The 17,309-nt window shown below is 65.7% G+C and carries 14 protein-coding genes, 2 pseudogenes and 1 other annotated feature; of the genes and pseudogenes, 11 read left to right on the forward strand and 5 right to left on the reverse strand.

What is annotated here, in order from left to right; all coding sequences use genetic code 11:
- Positions 1 to 31 precede the first annotated feature (31 nt).
- Positions 32 to 160, reverse strand: a sequence feature (AL1L pseudoknot).
- Together A9310_RS19690 and A9310_RS19695 are read right to left on the reverse strand one after the other, a co-directional pair.
- The gene (locus A9310_RS19690) at positions 121 to 438 is read right to left on the reverse strand and encodes a transposase (protein ID WP_065632060.1); all 318 of its coding nucleotides are present in this window, start codon (positions 436 to 438) and stop codon (positions 121 to 123) included. (Overlaps the previous feature by 40 nt.)
- Positions 439 to 491: 53 nt before the next feature.
- Positions 492 to 1,025, reverse strand: a pseudogene (locus tag A9310_RS19695) (response regulator transcription factor); the annotation flags it as partial.
- Positions 1,026 to 1,232: 207 nt separating this feature from the next.
- Between A9310_RS19695 and A9310_RS19700 the strand changes: the two are divergent.
- The 7 genes from A9310_RS19700 (at position 1,233) to A9310_RS19730 (ending at position 9,947) form a co-directional block, all read left to right on the forward strand.
- Positions 1,233 to 2,366, forward strand: coding sequence for a PLP-dependent cysteine synthase family protein (locus tag A9310_RS19700; RefSeq protein ID WP_035718250.1), 1,134 nt, complete (start codon positions 1,233 to 1,235; stop codon positions 2,364 to 2,366).
- Between the two features lie 3 nt (positions 2,367 to 2,369).
- Positions 2,370 to 3,638, forward strand: coding sequence for an MFS transporter (locus A9310_RS19705; protein ID WP_006357626.1), 1,269 nt, complete (start codon positions 2,370 to 2,372; stop codon positions 3,636 to 3,638).
- A 103-nt stretch (positions 3,639 to 3,741) separates the two neighbouring features.
- Positions 3,742 to 3,948: a heavy-metal-associated domain-containing protein gene (locus A9310_RS19710; RefSeq protein ID WP_006438347.1), complete on the forward strand. Its 207-nt coding sequence runs from the start codon at positions 3,742 to 3,744 to the stop codon at positions 3,946 to 3,948.
- A gap of 92 nt (positions 3,949 to 4,040) precedes the next feature.
- Complete coding sequence (locus tag A9310_RS19715) at positions 4,041 to 4,991, forward strand: hypothetical protein (protein WP_006357624.1); 951 nt, start codon at positions 4,041 to 4,043, stop codon at positions 4,989 to 4,991.
- 77 nt (positions 4,992 to 5,068) lie between these two features.
- Positions 5,069 to 7,423: a cation-translocating P-type ATPase gene (locus A9310_RS19720; protein WP_065632061.1), complete on the forward strand. Its 2,355-nt coding sequence runs from the start codon at positions 5,069 to 5,071 to the stop codon at positions 7,421 to 7,423.
- Entirely contained in the window at positions 7,420 to 9,621 is a 2,202-nt protein-coding gene (locus A9310_RS19725) for a heavy metal translocating P-type ATPase (RefSeq protein ID WP_065632062.1), read from the forward strand. Before A9310_RS19720 ends, A9310_RS19725 begins: the two co-directional genes overlap by 4 nt.
- Positions 9,618 to 9,947 (forward strand): metal-sensitive transcriptional regulator, encoded by a 330-nt coding sequence (locus A9310_RS19730; RefSeq protein ID WP_065632063.1) that lies wholly within the window; start codon positions 9,618 to 9,620, stop codon positions 9,945 to 9,947. The genes A9310_RS19725 and A9310_RS19730 overlap by 4 nt, the downstream gene beginning before the upstream one ends.
- 22 nt (positions 9,948 to 9,969) lie before the next feature.
- On the opposite strand, the gene A9310_RS19735 is transcribed toward A9310_RS19730, so the two are convergent.
- Positions 9,970 to 10,905, reverse strand: coding sequence for a M23 family metallopeptidase (locus A9310_RS19735; RefSeq protein ID WP_006357620.1), 936 nt, complete (start codon positions 10,903 to 10,905; stop codon positions 9,970 to 9,972).
- 269 nt (positions 10,906 to 11,174) lie between these two features.
- Between A9310_RS19735 and A9310_RS19740 the strand changes: the two genes are divergently transcribed.
- Entirely contained in the window at positions 11,175 to 11,828 is a 654-nt protein-coding gene (locus A9310_RS19740) for a DUF305 domain-containing protein (RefSeq protein ID WP_024499309.1), read from the forward strand.
- Between the two features lie 28 nt (positions 11,829 to 11,856).
- Here the strand turns inward: A9310_RS19740 and A9310_RS19745 are convergent, their stop codons facing one another.
- Positions 11,857 to 12,807 carry a M56 family metallopeptidase gene (locus tag A9310_RS19745; RefSeq protein WP_055477283.1) on the reverse strand — a complete coding sequence of 317 codons (951 nt, stop codon included), beginning with the start codon at positions 12,805 to 12,807 and terminating at the stop codon, positions 11,857 to 11,859.
- 664 nt (positions 12,808 to 13,471) lie between these two features.
- Between A9310_RS19745 and A9310_RS19755 the strand changes: the two genes are divergently transcribed.
- From A9310_RS19755 to A9310_RS19760, 3 genes and pseudogenes are all read left to right on the forward strand, one after another.
- The gene (locus A9310_RS19755) at positions 13,472 to 14,311 is read left to right on the forward strand and encodes a F510_1955 family glycosylhydrolase (protein ID WP_035718240.1); all 840 of its coding nucleotides are present in this window, start codon (positions 13,472 to 13,474) and stop codon (positions 14,309 to 14,311) included.
- A 301-nt stretch (positions 14,312 to 14,612) separates the two neighbouring features.
- Positions 14,613 to 14,855, forward strand: a pseudogene (locus tag A9310_RS26420) (M23 family metallopeptidase); the annotation flags it as partial.
- 436 nt (positions 14,856 to 15,291) lie between these two features.
- Positions 15,292 to 16,464 (forward strand): Ig-like domain-containing protein, encoded by a 1,173-nt coding sequence (locus A9310_RS19760; RefSeq protein WP_065632065.1) that lies wholly within the window; start codon positions 15,292 to 15,294, stop codon positions 16,462 to 16,464.
- Positions 16,465 to 17,001: 537 nt separating this feature from the next.
- Here the strand turns inward: A9310_RS19760 and A9310_RS19765 are convergent.
- Positions 17,002 to 17,309 (reverse strand): MFS transporter (locus tag A9310_RS19765; RefSeq protein ID WP_254661306.1); only part of this gene is annotated, 308 nt, incomplete at its 5' end.

Consider the following 17,309-nt stretch of genomic DNA (forward strand, 5'->3'; position numbering starts at 1 on the left):
AGAGCTCAGATGGGCTCGGACTGTCTGTGGACGGAGCGATCTGGGCGGCCGTGTCGCGCAGGGCCGCGCAGATCGGATCGACTCCGTGTTCGTCGCGGAAAGCGGCGACGAACTCCACGATCAACGCTGTGGGCGGTCGATCTCCGCCGCAAAGAAAGCTGATGCCTGCTTCAAGATGGTGTTCGCCCGCCGCAACTCCCGGTTCTCCCGTTCCAGCTGCGCGATCCGCTCAGCCTCGCTGGTCGTGGTCCCCGGGCGGTCCCCGCCATCGATCTCGGCCTGCTTGACCCAGGTGCGAAGCGACTCCGGGTGCACACCGAGTTGATCGCCGATCCGTTTGAGCGCCCCTGGTCGCGTGGCTGGGTCCTTGCGGGCCTCCACCGCCATCCGCGTCGCCCGCTCCTTCAGCTCAACGCTGTACTTCCGTGGTGCTGCCATGCTCTCCATCCTTCACAGATTCGAGAGCCTCCGACAAACCCGGGGCGTTTCACGGTGCGGGTCAGTTCCACGAGTGTGTCTTGTACCCGCACTTCACGGCCTTGTGGGTCCAGGGTCAGCTCCCCCAGTGTCCGCGGGTGTGCTGTGTCTACCGCCGAGGTCGGGCGCGGACGGCGCAGCATGGCGTCGATGCGCGCCATCAGCTCACGAGGACGAAACGGTTTGGTGAGGTAGTCGTCGGCTCCAACCGCGAGACCGATGATGGTGTCGACCTCGTCGGCGCGGGCGGTGACCATCACGATGTAGGCGTCGGTGAAGGTGCGTAACTGCCGACACACCTCGACGCCGTCGATCGAGGGCAAACCCAGATCGAGGATGACTACCGCAGGACTCACCGTGCGTGCGGCGGCGATCCCCTCTTGGCCGTCGTGGGCGATGGTGACCACAAATCCGCTGCGCTGCAGGTAGTCGGCGACAACCTCGGCGATGTCAGGCTCATCTTCGATGACCAGCGCGTGTAGCCCGTGCGGTGGTCGGGCCGCCGGCCCACGAAGGTCGTCGTCGACGATGACGCGGTCATGAGGCACGTCCCTATGGTGGCGGTGGTTTACACGACCATCCAACCCCGCGGGCATTCTTGAGCAGATCTTGATCCCGACCGCCGATCAGCCTTGAGGTTGAGTGGGCAAGGTGGCGGTGTCGCCGCGCCGAACGATATGTCCCAGTTCCCTCTCACACTGTTGATCTGCTTTCGGCCCGGCGACATCCTGTCCATCGATGCAGAGGATGCCCGTGTGACTGTCTCCTACAGCCTCACCACCAGTGATCCATTCGCCACCACCTTCCCTGCCGAGGCCACATCGCGCCGTGCTGGGCTGAGTCGTCAGCTGGTCGGCGGCACCCCGGTACTGCGGATCGAAGAACCCTTTGCCGAGCACGGGCACGGTTTCTGGGCCAAGCTGGAGGGCTTCAACCCCGGTGGCATGAAAGACCGGCCGGCGCTGCACATGGTCGAACGCGCCCGCGCCCGCGGCGAGCTGGCCCCGGGGGCGCAGATCATCGAATCAACGAGCGGCACACTGGGATTGGGGTTAGCGCTAGCGGGCATTGTGTTCGGTCATCCGGTGACCTTGGTGACCGACCCCGGACTGGAACCGATCCTGCGGCAAATGCTCGCCGCCTACGGCGCCCGGGTCGATGTCGTCAGCGAGCCCCACCCGGTCGGGGGTTGGCAACAAGCCCGCCGCGACCGTGTGCGCGCCCTGCTCGCACTCGACGAGGCTGCGTGGTGTCCCGACCAGTATTCCAACCCCGACAACGTGACCGGTTACAGCTCACTGGGTGTGGAGCTGATCGCGCAGCTGCGCCATATCGATGTCCTGGTGTGTTCGGTGGGCACCGGTGGGCACTCAGCCGGTGTGGCTCATACTCTGCGGCAGTTCAACCCTGAGCTGGAAGTCGTGGGCGTAGACACCATCGGCTCGACGATCTTCGGCCAGCCCGCACAGTCACGGATCATGCGGGGACTCGGCTCGAGCATCTACCCCCGCAACGTCGCCTACGACCAGTTCAGTGAGGTGCACTGGGTGGCGCCGGCCGAAGCAGTCTGGGCATGCCGCACCCTGGCCGCCACGCAGTACGCCACCGGCGGCTGGAGCGTGGGCGCGGTGGCCCTGGTCTCGGGCTGGCTGGCTCGCACTCGTTCGGCCGATACGCGCATCGCGGCGGTCTTCCCCGATGGCCCCGCCCGCTACTACGGAACCATCTACAACGACGAGTACTGCCAAGCTCACGACCTGATGGACGCCCCAGCGCCCACTGCCCCCCACACCATCAACGATCCGCTGACCCAGGTCGCGAGTAGCTGGACCCGGTGCCCCACCATCATCGACCCCACTCACATGCCGCACACCGAGCCCACGAGCTGACCTATGCGACGCCTCTACCGCAGTTTCCGCAGCTTCGATCGCCCCAGCCAAGTGCTGATGGTCAACCAGTTCACCATCAACCTCGGCTTCTACATGCTCATGCCCTATCTCGCCGCCTATCTCGCCGGCCCGCTGGCCCTGGCGGCATGGGCAGTGGGCCTGGTCCTGGGGATACGCAACTTCTCCCAGCAGGGCATGTTCCTGATCGGGGGAACACTCGCTGACCGCTGGGGGTACAAACCGCTCATCATCGCCGGATGCCTGATGCGGGTCATCGGATTCATCCTACTGGCCCTGGCCAGTTCGCTGCCCGCGATCCTGATCGCCTCGGCGGCAACGGGATTCGCCGGGGCGCTGTTCAACCCCGCCGTCCGCGCCTACCTGGCCGCCGACGCCGGTGAACGTCGCATCGAAGCATTCGCCGTGTTCAACGTCTTCTACCAGGCCGGCATCCTGCTCGGGCCGCTGGTCGGACTGGCGTTGACCGCTTTGGATTTTCGGCTCACCTCCCTGTGTGCGGCAGCAGTTTTCGCGGTCCTGACCCTCGTGCAGATCAAAGCGCTACCCGCAACAACACCAGCCCCAAGCAACACCTCGATCATTCAGGACTGGCGCAGCGTCGTACGTAACCGGCGATTCCTGCTCTTCGCTGTGGCGATGGCCAGCTCGTATGTGCTGTCCTTTCAGGTCTACCTCGCGCTGCCCCTGCACGCCGACCGCATAGCGGACAACCCCACCCTCGCCACCAGCATTGTCACCGCAATGTTTGTGGTGACCGGTCTGGTGGCCATCGCCGGACAGCTACGCATCACCGCATGGTTCGGCAACCGCTGGGGCAGTACCGGCAGCCTGAGCGTGGGAATGACACTGATGGCTGCAGCTTTCCTGCCCCTAGTCGCCAGCGCCGCAACGCATCAGCGCAACATCGCCCTCAACATCGCCGCACTGCTACTCACCGCAGCCCTGCTCGCCGCCGCCACCGCAGCAGTGTTCCCATTCGAAATGGACACTGTGGTGGGACTGGCCCGCGGCACGCTTGTCGCCACCCACTACGGGCTCTACAACACCATCGTCGGGATCGGGATTCTGCTCGGCAATGCCGCGACCGGGTGGCTGTTCAGCGCGGCCACCACCCGCGACATGCCCGAACTGGTGTGGATCGCTTTGGTCCTCACCGGCATAGCGGCGGCCTCCGCCCTGTTGATGTTGCACCGCCGCGGATGGCTCAGCGTCTCCGCCCCCACCGAAGCTCAACCCACCTCCACCCATTGATTACCCTAGGGGGGTAGGGTATAAAGGTGGTGTGGCGAGACGCCACAGCGGCAGGCCTCCTGAGGGTCGTCGGCACCACTGCTGTACCGAAAGGGCACATCTCATGAGCACATCGACAGTGATCGTCTCCGGAATGACGTGTGGGCACTGCGCGTCGTCGGTGCGTGAAGAAGTCGGAGCACTGGCCGGCGTGACCGACGTCGAGGTCGACGTGGCCAGCGGGCAAGTCACCATCTCCAGCTCGGCCCCGATCGAGCCCGACGCGATCCGCGTCGCGGTCGAAGAGGCCGGCTACCACCTGGCGCAGTAGCCGATGAGGGGCTGAAGTGTCTGCCCACTGGCGACTTCAGCCCTTCTCCGGGCGGCGTGTGTGTCGCCACCACCGATGACAGGAATCCAGCGATGAATGTTCCAACCAAGCTCGGCGTCTTCGCTGCGGCTCTGCTGATAGTTTTCGCCGCGGCCTATGCCATCGCCGCGGGTGTCGCACCCGATCGGCCACGACCGTCGTCGGCCGAGTCCACCCATGTCGGCCACACTGCCCAACCGTCATCATCTGCGTCCCCCGGTGCCGATCAGGTTCGCGGGGTTTCGCTGGCAGCAGGCGGCTTCATCCTGGGAAATGTGGTGGCACCCCATGCGCCCGGGATGCAAGCACCGCTGAGCTTTGAGATCCTCGACGCCGCCGGGGCCGCGGTCACCGACTTCGCCACCGAGCACGACAAGCAGCTGCACCTGATCGTCGTCCGCGCGGATGGCGCCTACTTTCGACACGTGCACCCCACTCTCTCGCCCGAAGGGCGCTGGTCGCTGCCCTGGCAGTGGGCGACGGGAGGCAGCTACCGGATCTATGCCGACTTCGTGCCCGCCGCCACCGGTCAACCCCTCACCCTGACCAGCACCGTCGAAGTCAGCGGTGACTACCAGCCGGCCCCAGCCGCCGCCGAATCACGACAGTCATCCGTCGACGGGTTCGACATCGAGCTGGCCGGGCACCTGCGCGCGGGAGCCGAGTCCGAATTGACCGTCACCGTGCGGCGAGCAGGACAACCGGTCACTACCTTGCAGCCGTATCTGGGCGCTTTCGGTCACTTGGTGGCTCTGCGTCAGGGCGACCTGGCCTACCTGCATGTTCACCCTGAGGGCGCGGCACCGACCGCCGGTCAACTCGCGGGACCACAGGTCCGCTTCGCCACCACCGCCCCCACCCCGGGCCGCTATCTGCTCTACCTCGACTTCCAGGTCGACGGCGCTGTGCACACCGCCACCTTCGTTCTCGACGCCCCCACCGGCGCCCCGGCCCCGACAACCAACTCCACGGCCCCCTCGGCCGATCCGCACGCCGGACACTAACTCGCTAACCAGCGCCACCCCGGGGCCACTGCACCGAGGCACTGCGCCGAGGCGCTCACCCTTCGAGGAACTTCCGCATGACCACCTCAGCTCCGATCCACCCACCTGCGGCCACCGCCGAGCAGACAGGCACCGTCGATGTCGAACTCGCCGTGTCGGGCATGACGTGTGCCTCGTGCGCGGCACGCATCGAACGCACACTGAACAAACTCGACGGAGTGAGCGCCTCGGTGAACTACGCCACCGAAAAAGCTCACGTCAGCGCACGCGCCGGTGTCGACCCCCACCTGCTGATCGAGACCATCGAACAGGCCGGGTACCGCGCTGCGCTGCCCGCCATTCCCACAGGCGCCGACCCCGACGACGACCCTTCGGACGACGACGGGGAGCTCGTGGCCTTGCGTCACCGACTGATCGGTGCGGTGGTTCTCTCGGTACCGGTGATCGCGCTGGCAATGGTCCCGACGTTGCAGTTCACCTACTGGCAGTGGGCGTCGTTGACGTTGGCCGCGCCGGTGATCGTGTGGGCGGCCTGGCCGTTTCATCGCGCCGCGTTGCTCAACCTGCGCCACGGCGCGGCCACGATGGACACCCTGATCTCGGTCGGCACCACCGCGGCGCTGTTGTGGTCGTTGTATGCGTTGTTCTTCGGCACCGCCGGACAACCAGGCATGACCCACGGATTCACCCTGACGGTCGGCGCCTCTGACGGTGCAGGCAACATCTACCTCGAGGTCGCCGCGGGGGTCACGATGTTCGTCCTGGCCGGCCGATACTTCGAGAAGCGGTCCAAACGGCAAGCCGGTGCGGCGTTGCGGGCCTTGTTGGAGCTGGGCGCCAAAGACGTCACGGTGGTCAGGGACGGCCACCAGCATCGGATACCGATCGGCGAGCTCGCCGTCGACGACGAGTTCAATGTGCGGCCCGGCGAGAAGATCGCCAGCGACGGTGTGGTGGTGTCCGGCACCTCGGCAGTTGACGCCAGCATGGTCACCGGCGAGTCGATGCCAGTCCAGGTTGCCCCCGCCGACACCGTGACCGGCGGGACAGTCAACGCCGGCGGACACCTACGGGTGCGGGCGACCCGCGTGGGGGCAGACACCCAACTCGCGCAAATGGCCGCGATGGTCGAACGCGCCCAGACCGGCAAAGCCCACGCCCAGCGACTGGCCGACCGGATCTCAAGCGTCTTCGTGCCGGTGGTCATCACCGTCGCCATCGCAGTCCTCGGCGCGTGGATCGGCGCCGGCTATCCCCTGCAAGCGGCGTTCACCGCCGCGGTCGCTGTGCTGATCATCGCCTGCCCCTGCGCTCTGGGACTGGCCACCCCGACCGCACTTCTGGTCGGTACCGGCCGCGGAGCCCAACTCGGCATCGTGATCAAAGGCCCCGAAGTCCTCGAATCCACCCGAACCATCGACACCGTTGTCCTCGACAAAACCGGCACGGTCACCACGGGACAGATGACACTCGTCCAGGTCACCACCTCCCCCACCACCACTCGCGCCGACGTGCTCGCCCTCGCTGGAGCGGTGGAAAACGCCTCCGAGCACCCCGTCGCGGCCGCCATCGCTGCTGGTGCAGCCGCCGAAGTCGGACAGCTCGACGAGGTCGACGACTTCCGCAGCTTCGAAGGTCGAGGCGTGCGCGGCACGGTCCAGGGACGTGTGGTCACCGTCGGGCGTCCGACGCTGCTGGCCGAACACGACATCGCCGTGGATGACCCTCACCTCAACGAGGCACAGGCCGCCGCTGAGGAAGCCGGACAGACCGCCGTACTCGTCGCCTGGGACGGCCGCGCTCATGCGGTCCTGGCGGTCGCCGATGCGATCAAACCCACCAGCGCACACGCCATCGCCCGGCTCGCCGCACTGGGTATGACGCCCATCCTGTTGACCGGCGACAACCAGACCGTCGCCGATGCCGTGGCCGCTGAGGTCGGGATCGATACCGTCATCGCCAACGTCTTGCCGGCCGACAAAGCCGCCGTCATCACCGATCTGCAATCCGAAGGCAAGGTTGTGGCCATGATCGGCGACGGCGTCAACGACGCCGCTGCCCTGGCCCACGCCGATCTCGGGCTGGCGATGGGCACCGGCACCGACGCCGCCATGCATGCCGCTGACATCACCCTGGTCCGCGGCGATCTCAACGCTGCCGCCGATGCGATCGCCTTGGCACGCAGCACTCTGAAAACGATCAAAATGAACCTGTTCTGGGCATTCGCCTACAACGTCGCCGCGATACCGCTGGCCGCGCTGGGACTGCTCAACCCCATGCTGGCTGGGGCCGCCATGGCGTTGTCCAGCGTGTTCGTCGTCAGCAACAGCCTGCGGCTGCGCGCCTTCACCAGCCCGCCCCACTCATCGACCACAACTCCATCCACCACCCCCTCGACGTATACCCCCCAGGGGTATAAGGTGACGGTATGAACGAGCACTCCTCCTCCGAGCACTCTTCCCCTGAGCACGCCGGTCACGACGCCGCCGACGAACGCCACCACGGCCAACTCGCCGCAGCGTCACACAACCACCACGATCACCATGCTGAGCGCGCCCGCGCAGACCATGATCACGCCGAACATGATCACGCTGGGCATGGCGGGCATGCGGGCCGTGGTGATCACGTCGGGCAGTTCCGCCGGCTGTTCTGGATCATGGGTGCCCTGGCTGTGCCGGTCGTGGCCTTTTCACCCATGTTCGCGATGCTCATCGGCTACGACCTACCCGATAGTCAAGTGCTGCAGTGGGTCTCACCGGTGCTGGGTACGGTGATGTACTGCTGGGGTGGGCGGCCGTTCCTGGTAGGCGCCTCTGCAGAACTGCGGTCGCGCGCACCGGGAATGATGCTGTTGATCGCCTTGGCGATCACGGTGGCCTTCGTGGCGTCCTGGGGTGCGAGCATCGGTGTGTTGCACCATGAACTGGACTTCTGGTGGGAACTGGCCCTGCTCATCGTGATCATGCTGTTGGGGCATTGGATCGAGATGCGGTCGTTGGCCCAGACAACTTCGGCCCTGGACTCGCTGGCCGCGCTGCTGCCCGATGAGGCCGAACGCGTCGAGGGCGACCACATCACCACCGTTGCTCCCAGTGAGCTGCAGGTCGGAGATGTGGTGATCGTGCGCCCCGGGGCCAGCGTCCCGGCCGACGGTCGCGTCGTGGACGGCTCGGCCGAGCTCGATGAATCCATGGTCACCGGAGAATCGCGCACGGTGCGCCGCGGCATCGGCGATCAGGTGGTGGCCGGCACGGTGGCCACCGACTCGGGGCTGCGGGTCCAGATCACCGCCACCGGCGACGACACGGCGCTGGCCGGGATTCAGCGCCTGGTGGCAGACGCGCAGAACTCCACCTCCCGCGCCCAGCGGTTGGCCGATTCCGCCGCAGCGCTGCTGTTCTGGTTCGCGCTCGGCTCAGCGATCATCACCGCCATCGTGTGGACGGTCATCGGTCAACCCGACCAGGCGGTGATTCGTACCATCACCGTGCTGGTCATCGCGTGCCCTCACGCACTCGGTTTGGCTATCCCTCTGGTGGTGGCCATTGCCACAGAACGCGCCGCCCGCGGCGGCGTGCTGGTCAAAGACCGGTTGGCACTTGAGGCCATGCGCACTGTGGATGCGGTGCTGTTCGACAAGACCGGAACCCTGACCAAGGGTGAGCCCACCGTCATCGAGATCGCGGGCGCCGACGGTGTCGATGAGGACACCGTGCTCACCCTGGCAGCTAGCGCCGAAGCCGACAGCGAGCACCCGCTGGCGCGAGCAATTGTCGCAGCTGCCGGAGACCGCGCCCAGCCGGTTCCCGCGGCCACCGACTTCACCTCGTCACCGGCGGTTGGTGTGACCGCTCGCGTCGAGGGTGCCACGGTGCGGGTGGGCGGGCCCCGCATGCTCGAGGAACAGGGCCATCAGGAACTGGCCATCGCTGATCGCTGGCGCGCCGACGGCGCAATCATCTTGCACGTCACCCGCGACACTGAGCTGATCGGAGCTGTCAAACTCGCTGACGAGGTGCGTGGGGAATCCCGCCAAGCCGTCGAGGCGCTGCACGCCCGCGGGGTCGAGGTCGTGATGATCACCGGCGACGCTGAAGCGGTCGCGCACACCGTCGCTCACGACCTCGGTATCGACCGGGTGTTCGCCGGTGTACGCCCGGAAGACAAAGCCAGCAAGGTGGCTGAGTTGCAGCACGAAGGACGCAAGGTGGCGATGGTGGGCGACGGCGTCAACGACGCCCCGGCCTTGGCCCAAGCCGATGTGGGCATCGCGATCGGGGCCGGTACCGACGTCGCGATCGCCTCGGCCGGGGTCATCCTCGCCAGCGACGACCCCCGCTCGGTGCTGTCGGTCATCGAGCTGTCGGACGCCAGCTACCGAAAAATGAAGCAGAACCTGTGGTGGGCAGCGGGATACAACCTGATCTCGGTACCGCTGGCCGCTGGAATTCTTGCGCCCATCGGGTTCGTCCTGCCGATGTCGGTCGGAGCGATTCTGATGTCAGCCTCGACGGTCGTGGTCGCACTCAACGCGCAACTGCTGCGCCGACTCGACCTGCACCCAGGCGCGAGTACAGTGCGTGCACTGCAGCACAACCGACCGCGATCCACTGAGAAGGTGAGTCCATGACCACTGCCTCCGCCCCGGGAAACTCCTCCGCACCGGAACACTCCTCCCACGGTTACATCAGCGACAAGGGCAAATACCTGGCCCGCCTCAAGCGCATCGAGGGGCAATCCCGAGGTATCTATCGGATGGTCGATGAGGAGCAGTACTGCATCGACATCCTGACCCAGATTTCGGCGCTGACCAAGGCGCTGGAGGGGGTGGCGCTGGGTTTGCTCGACGACCATCTCACCCACTGTGTGCTCGATGCCGCCCACGCCGGCGGGGACGAGGCGCAGGAGAAGATCGCTGAAGCCTCGGCGGCCATCGCTCGCCTCGTTCGTTCCTGACCCGCCACACCGCGCTGGCTCGTCACAGGCGTCGTTCGCCGACCCACTGGGGCACCACCGGCCCCGGCGCGGGGGCGTCTGCATCAGCGGCCATCGCCAGAACCACCCCGCGATCGGCCAGCCACTGTGCCGGATCGACGTTGACTCCCGTCGGGTCGAGAACCTCGAAATGCAGATGCGGGCCGGTCGAGACCCCACGGTTGCCCACTGTGGCGATCGATTGGCCCATCCGTACTCGCGCGCCCTGCTCGAGCAGATTCTCGTCGTTGTGGCCGTAGGTGGTGATCGTGCCGTCATCGTGGCGGATCCGCATCCACAACCCGAACCCCTCAGCGGGTCCGGAGGTGATGACTTCCCCGTCAGCTACCGCGACAATGGGCGCGCCCAGATCATTGCCGATATCAATGCCCTGATGGCCCCGTCCGTCACCGAAGGTGGACGTGATCTCGCCCGCAGTCGGCGCCACCGCGCCGCCACTACCGGGCAGCAGCGGCGTCGGCGTTCCGGGTTCCTGCGGTTGGGGGCCATGCGGCTCGTTCGGATCGTGCGGCACGATCGCGGCGATCAGGGTGGCCACCAGCCGGGCCAGCGGTAACGCGTCGATGATCCGGAACCCGTCTATCGGATCGATGCGCGAAAACGTTCCGAAGCACTGCAGCGCGGCCACACTGCCCGCATCGCCGACACTGCCCGACTGGGCCTGAGCGCCCAGGCAGGACGCCGCCTGCGTGATCGGCTCCCCCAAACTCGCCGCTGCAGCACCACCCAATGCGGCCTTCACCGAGTCCTGCACGATCGCGATCAACTCCCCGGCCACATGTCCATCGGTCGAGGCCGCCGCCGGTGCGGTGGCGATCACAGGCGCAACGCCCACACACACCGCCACCGCCACCCCCAGCGCCTTGGGGCCCCACCGCTGCCCCGCCTTGACCCGTAGCGATGTCAACACCATCTGCATGCGGTCGCACCTTCCCCACGGACGTCGTAGACCCACGCACTAGTGCCATGCGTGTACCCGCGAGATCACACCACAAGTCACTTGTGCCCCACCAGTCACACAACATCCCGCCACGAAGCGAACTAATCGGGCATTAGCGGCTTTGTTTGCGCAGTTCACCGCCCGTTTTGTGGGTGCCGGGCAGGCGACTAACTACTATCGGTGTTAGTAGAATTGTTATCGAAGCGCCGCCGGGCGGTGGCGAAGTATCACTCTTGAGGAGGAGATCGATGAGAGTCACACGAACCGGTGTCGTCGTTGCTGCCGCGGCGGCTGTTCTGACAGTGGTGGCCGCGTGTTCGGACACCTCGACTGAGGATCATTCCTCGATGTCGGGGATGGGTACCAGCACGGTCAGTACCGAATCGTCAGCGGCGGCCTCTGCCGAACACAACAGCGCGGACATCTCGTTCGCCCAGCAGATGATCCCGCACCACACCCAGGCGATCATGATGAGCGACATCCTGTTGGAGAAGGACAACATCAACCCCCAGGTCGTCAGTCTGGCCCAGCAGATCAAAGACGCTCAGCAGCCTGAGATCGAGCAGATGCAGTCGTGGCTGAAGCAATGGGGAGCCCCACTCGAGGGCCAGGGACACAACATGGACATGGGTACGTCGATGGCGCCGGGTTCCTCCCCGATGCCGTCGATGATGGGCATGATGTCGCCAGAACAGATGCAGCAGCTACGCGACGCGCAAGGAGCCGAGGCGTCGCGCCTGTTCCTGACGCAGATGATCGAACACCATCGCGGCGCCATCGCCATGGCCAAGACCGAGATTCAAGACGGCCAATCGCCCGAGGCGATCGCTCTGGCACGTCAGATCGTCACTGATCAGGAGAGCGAAATTGCGAGGATGCAGCAGCTTCTCAACAACCCCTAGCGGTCGGACCTGCCCGGGTCGGTCTCGGCTACACACACATCGCGATCACCATCGCCGAGACGACACCGGACACCGCTAGCGTGGTCGGCACCGCCACCACACCAGCCACCGCCGCGGCAGCACCCACATGATGACGTCGCGACCGGCACCGGTGACCGGAGTCCAAGCGGCTCAACCGAGGCCCCACCGACGACGAATCGCTGATCGACAACACACCCACCGGGCCCGCTACAGGTCCCGAACGGGCCAACGTTCCCAACGCCGAGCAGACCGCCCGCGCACCCACCAGCTGGGCCGCGCGGGCATCGGCGGCTTGCTCGACCAAGCCGGCGACCTCACGGCCCGCGCGGCTGAACAACGGAATCAGCGGGAACGCACGCCCGAGAGCGCGGGCCGCCAACACCACGGTGTGATGACGTTGCCGCCGGTGTGCGCGCTCATGAGCAACGACGGCATCGAGTTCCTCACCGGACAACGCCGCCTGCAACCCGGTCGTGGCGGCAATGCCGGCATCCTTGCCCGGCAGACAAAACGCCATCGGCCGCCCGTCGGCGAGCCACCACACGTCGGGATAGCGCTCACTGCGGGCGCCCACCAACCGCAACGACTGCAGATACTCCTCACGAGCACCACGCATCCGCACCGCCGATCGCACCGCGATCGTCACCGCTCGGACAATCGCTGCCCCGGTCACCACCGCCAGCACGCCACCGGAGATCGCTTCCACCCGCGGGGATGCGCCGTGTGACAACACCCGCAGACACGACACCACCTCGGACAACGAATGGATGCCGAAGTGGCCGGGAACCGCCAGCGTCACAACAGCTCCCACCCACAACATCGCAAACACGACCTGCGCGGCCGGCCAGGCCACCAACACCCAACGAGCATCGATACGGCCCTGCACCCGAACCATCCATCGAGGCCACAGCCAGCCCAGCACACCTGCGGCAACAACTAACACCACCGCTGCACTCATGGATGCTCACCCATCGTTCGCCTCGATCCTCGACGCCCCGCCGTCAGCTCGCTGAGACCCACACTCAACACACCTTCCCGGCGACCCACCACCTGCACCACCAGCCAGTATGCCCCAGAAGTTCGTCGGTGACGCCGCAACTCAGGCACCGACCGCGCCGCCAATTACTAGGTTGTATAGTAGTTAGATGACGCGGGTTGACCCAGCCTGCGCGTACTAGTTCGAGGGATGCGCTGTGACCGAGAACCCGAGGGGGACGCACTCGCCCCCGGACGACCACCGTCGTCAGTATCTGCATGCCATGCGAGACGTCTACCGGGCACCCACGCCATACTCGGCCCACCAGTTTTTCCACCGCGCCCATCACTTCAGCGTCACCTCGAACCGACGCCGCCACCTCGCCGCACACATCGGTCTCGTCCGCCACCTCGCTGCGATCGGCGACCTCTCCGGGGCGCGTCACCACCTCGGTACCGTCCTTGCCTCCCTCGTCCTCCAAAGACATTGCGGCCAACAACCATCGCAGGCTTCCATCCCCATCCAGAAGTCGTGACCACGACACCCCCAGAGGGTTAGGGCGGCTCCTACCCGGTCTCGCCACCACCCCGATCACCACACCACCCACGCCCGAACTCAGTCCTACCCACACGAAAGTCCTAGCCGCTTGCCTGCCTCAAACCCGTCCAACCGCACCGCTGCGGTCGTCCTCGCAGTCATCGCCACGCTGATTGTGCTAACCGGCTGCTCCACCCGGGAACAACCCACATCCCCACCACCGTCGGCAACCTCAGCAGAGAGCGCAACACTGACCCCAGAACTCGACCACCTCCACGCCCTGCACATCCGCGCCGACGGCACTATCCTCGCCGGAACTCACACCGGCGTAATCGCCCTCACCGCAGATGGAACCACCAGCCGGGTCGGCGTCTCCGACGACGACTTCATGGGACTGGCCGGGGTAACCGGCTCTGATCGGATCTTCGCCTCCGGCCATCCCGGCCCGCGGAGCTCGGCACCCAACCCGCTGGGACTCGTCGCCAGCGAAGATGGCGGGCAGACATGGACACCGAGATCGGTGGCCGGCGACATCGACTTCCACGCGCTCGCCACCAACGGACAACTACTCGTAGGCTTCGACGGAATCAACGGCCTGCTCGTATCGACCGATGACGGGAGAAGCTGGACCCCCGGCGCGCCCCTGGCCGCAGCAGCACTCGCGATCACCGACCGCGGCGTATGGGCGACTACCCCAGATGGCCTGCAACACAGCACCGACGACGCCCAGACCTTCACAACCGTTCCCGATGCGCCGGCCCTAGCTCTCCTGGCGGCCGCACCCGATGGCACGCTCTGGGGCATCGACACCGCCGACACCGTCTGGCGCAGCCCAGACGGCACACACTGGGAACAACGCAGCACCATCAATAGTGTCAACGCGCTGGTCGCCAGAAACGCCGAAAATGCATACGCCGCAAACGAACAATTGCTCTACACGCTCAGCTAACGGACTCGTGTGGAGCAACGAAGGAAGGAGGCGACTCAGATCCGGACGCGCTTTTGATCACGTCCACTCCACCCACTCCACGAGCAGGATCTGACAGACGGTGGCACCCGGCCGACCTGGGTGGTCACTCTCGACCACCTGACGGCACCCAGAAACGCCACGTCTTCGAAGACGTCACTGTCGTTATCGATGAGACGAGCAGCCCCGACTACCCCACGAACTTGCTGCGCGTGTCACAGCTGCGTGAGCACACCGAACCCGCGACCTCAAAGATCGCCTTGGGCGGGGACGGTTATCGAAGGCCGCCGGCTTCGGGCTGTGGATGCGAGTGCTGCAAGACGACGGCACGATCGGCGTGYATGGGCACATCAGCGAGACACTGGTGAGCGTCTGGCAGCGAGTCCTGGCCGGCGCGCAGATCGCAACGGTAGGAAACCGCGGCTACTCCACCGGCCCACACCTGCACTACAAGGTGTGGCAGCAAGATGGACCCAAACTCGATCCTGCACCGTGGTTGAGAACCCGGGGAGTCTACGTCGTCGGACGACCCGCCTTATCGGCGCGCGGGAGGTATGAGGACGAGTGGTCCCGCAGGTGTCGCGAGAGTTGTCGCACCACGGCCTCGACGTCGGCGAGCGGTGGCGAACACGCATCGGCGGGGACTACCTGTGGGGTGTCGCCACACGGCAATAATGAGGTCGACGTGACCGCTCGGCGGTCGCCCACCACGAAGACGTTTCGAACCTTCTCTCGCGCTGTGCAGCGGGTAGAGGAGCGCACAGCATTCAACTACTATCGTGGATAGTAAACCTAGTCCAGGCGCCGAGTGAGAGGGTTCGCCACAATCGATGGGCCGCGTAAGAAGGACTCGAGCTATCGAAGAGCCACGTGATCTCTTGGCGGCTTACGGTGCGCAGCCGCAGTGCTCGAGCGCTCGTGGATGCCGCGGGTCGGTCCGGGCAGGTATTCCGCGACTGCTGATGCTCGCAGCCCTGACGGCTGTGGTGATGTTATTGACCTCGTGCAGCTCAACCGGAGGCGCCGCCTACAGCAACGAGATTCAGGCCGTTGACAGCTTCGCCGACATCGCACAGCCTTCCATTGCTGTGGCCACCGAAGGTGGCGGTCGACTCGCGCCCAACGCGGTTGTCGAACCTGGGCTTCCTATTGTTGTCACGGCCAGCCGCGGCGCGTTGACAAAAGTCCGTATCCCCACAGCCAGCGGCCGTCCCTTGGCGGGCTCACTGAGCGAGGACGGCTCAACGTGGACAAGCACCCAACCCCTGGGATATTCGAAGCGGTATTCCGTTCAAGCCGAGGCCGTGGGCGTGGGCGGTCGATCGGTCGTCTCGCAGCGCTTCACCACGACCTCACCGGAGTCACTGACCAGCGCTGCCATCCTCGGCGAGAAAACCGTCGGGATCGCCCACACAGTCGGGGTGCGGTTCGCCGATCCCATCCCCGACCGAAAGAAGGCACAGGCGGCGATCACCGTGTCGTCTGACCCCCAGATGCGGGGTGCGTTCTATTGGATCAGCGACTCCGAAGTCCGGTGGAGGCCCGAACGCTTCTGGACGCCGGGCACCAAAGTCAGTGTCGCCGTCAACATTTACGGAGTCGACCTCGGCGACGGGCTCTACGGCGACGAGAACTTGTCCTACGACTTCACGATTGGCCGAGCTCAGGAAATCGTTGCCGACGACAACACCAAAACGATAGTCGTCAAACGAGACGGCAAGGTCATCCGCACGATGCCGACCTCGTTCGGCAAAGACAGCACTCCGACGCCCCGCGGTATCTACATGATCGGAGATCGCGTCGAGCACATCATCATGGACTCGTCCACCTACGGAGTGCCTGTCGAGTCCGCAGCGGGATACCGCACACCCGTTCAATGGGCGGTGCAAATGTCCTACAGCGGCATTTACATGCACGGCGCACCGTGGTCGATGTCGGCGCAAGGCAGCAGCAACGTCAGCAACGGTTGCCCAAACCTGAGTCCCACTGACGCGGAATGGCTCGTGAAGAACACCCTGCGCGGTGACCCCGTCACGGTCAAGAACACCAACGCCGACACACTGCCGGGAGTTGATGGACTCGGCGATTGGAACATCCCGTGGCCACAATGGAAGAACGGCAACGCAGACACCTAGGCGCCCCCGCCTGGCTGGAGTTCGTCGACGCTCAGCACGTTCTTCCGACCATGCACGGCCGGGGCGAGTTCACGACGGGCTCACCCGCTCACTGTCTCAGGCGCTTCTCGCGGTGTACAGAACTTCGCTCGAATGCAGCACACCACCACTCGCGACGAGTGCTACTACCGGTCACCCACTGAGCCAGGGGTTAATTCACGAGGGCCGTTGGTCAGTCATGTCGAGACCCTGTGCGGGCGAACCGGTGCCGTGAGGATCAACATCAATAACGAGCAGCGGCGGCATAGCGTCCGTCGGTACTACCTGTGCGAGGCGAGGCTGATCTGGCCGCGTGGGACGCCAACCACGCCGCGCGCCGTTCGGGTCTTCTTGGCCGATCCCGGCGTTCGTTTGTCCGGCGGACCGTGCACGGAGTGTCGTCAGAGACGTCAACCCGCACTTCGCCACCTTCGGTGCCAGCTCCCTTGCGGTTACCAACATTCTCGCCGACCCGCACGTCGACACCATCGACGACGACCCTACGGTCGATCCACCGCGCTACCTCTGATGGCCGCGGCGACGCTGGTCGGGGCCGAACAGGGTCGGCAGGATCCCCAGCGACAGCGGCACGATGATCGCGGCCCCGATGCCCATGACCGCGCGGGCGGCGATCAGCGAGCCGGTGGACCCGCTGAAAGCGGCCCAGGCCGAGGCGGCGACGAAGGCGACCAAACCTATCAGCAGCAGCCGTTTGCGACCGTAGCGGTCACCGAAGCCGCCGGCGGGCAGCATGAGCGCGGCGAAGACCAGGGTGTAGGCGTTGACGATCCACTGCAACTGGGTGGTGCTCGCGCCGAGGTCTTGGG

It is taken from the genome of Gordonia sp. UCD-TK1, assembly GCF_001691435.1.
GTDB classification, from domain to species: Bacteria; Actinomycetota; Actinomycetes; order Mycobacteriales; family Mycobacteriaceae; genus Gordonia; species Gordonia hongkongensis.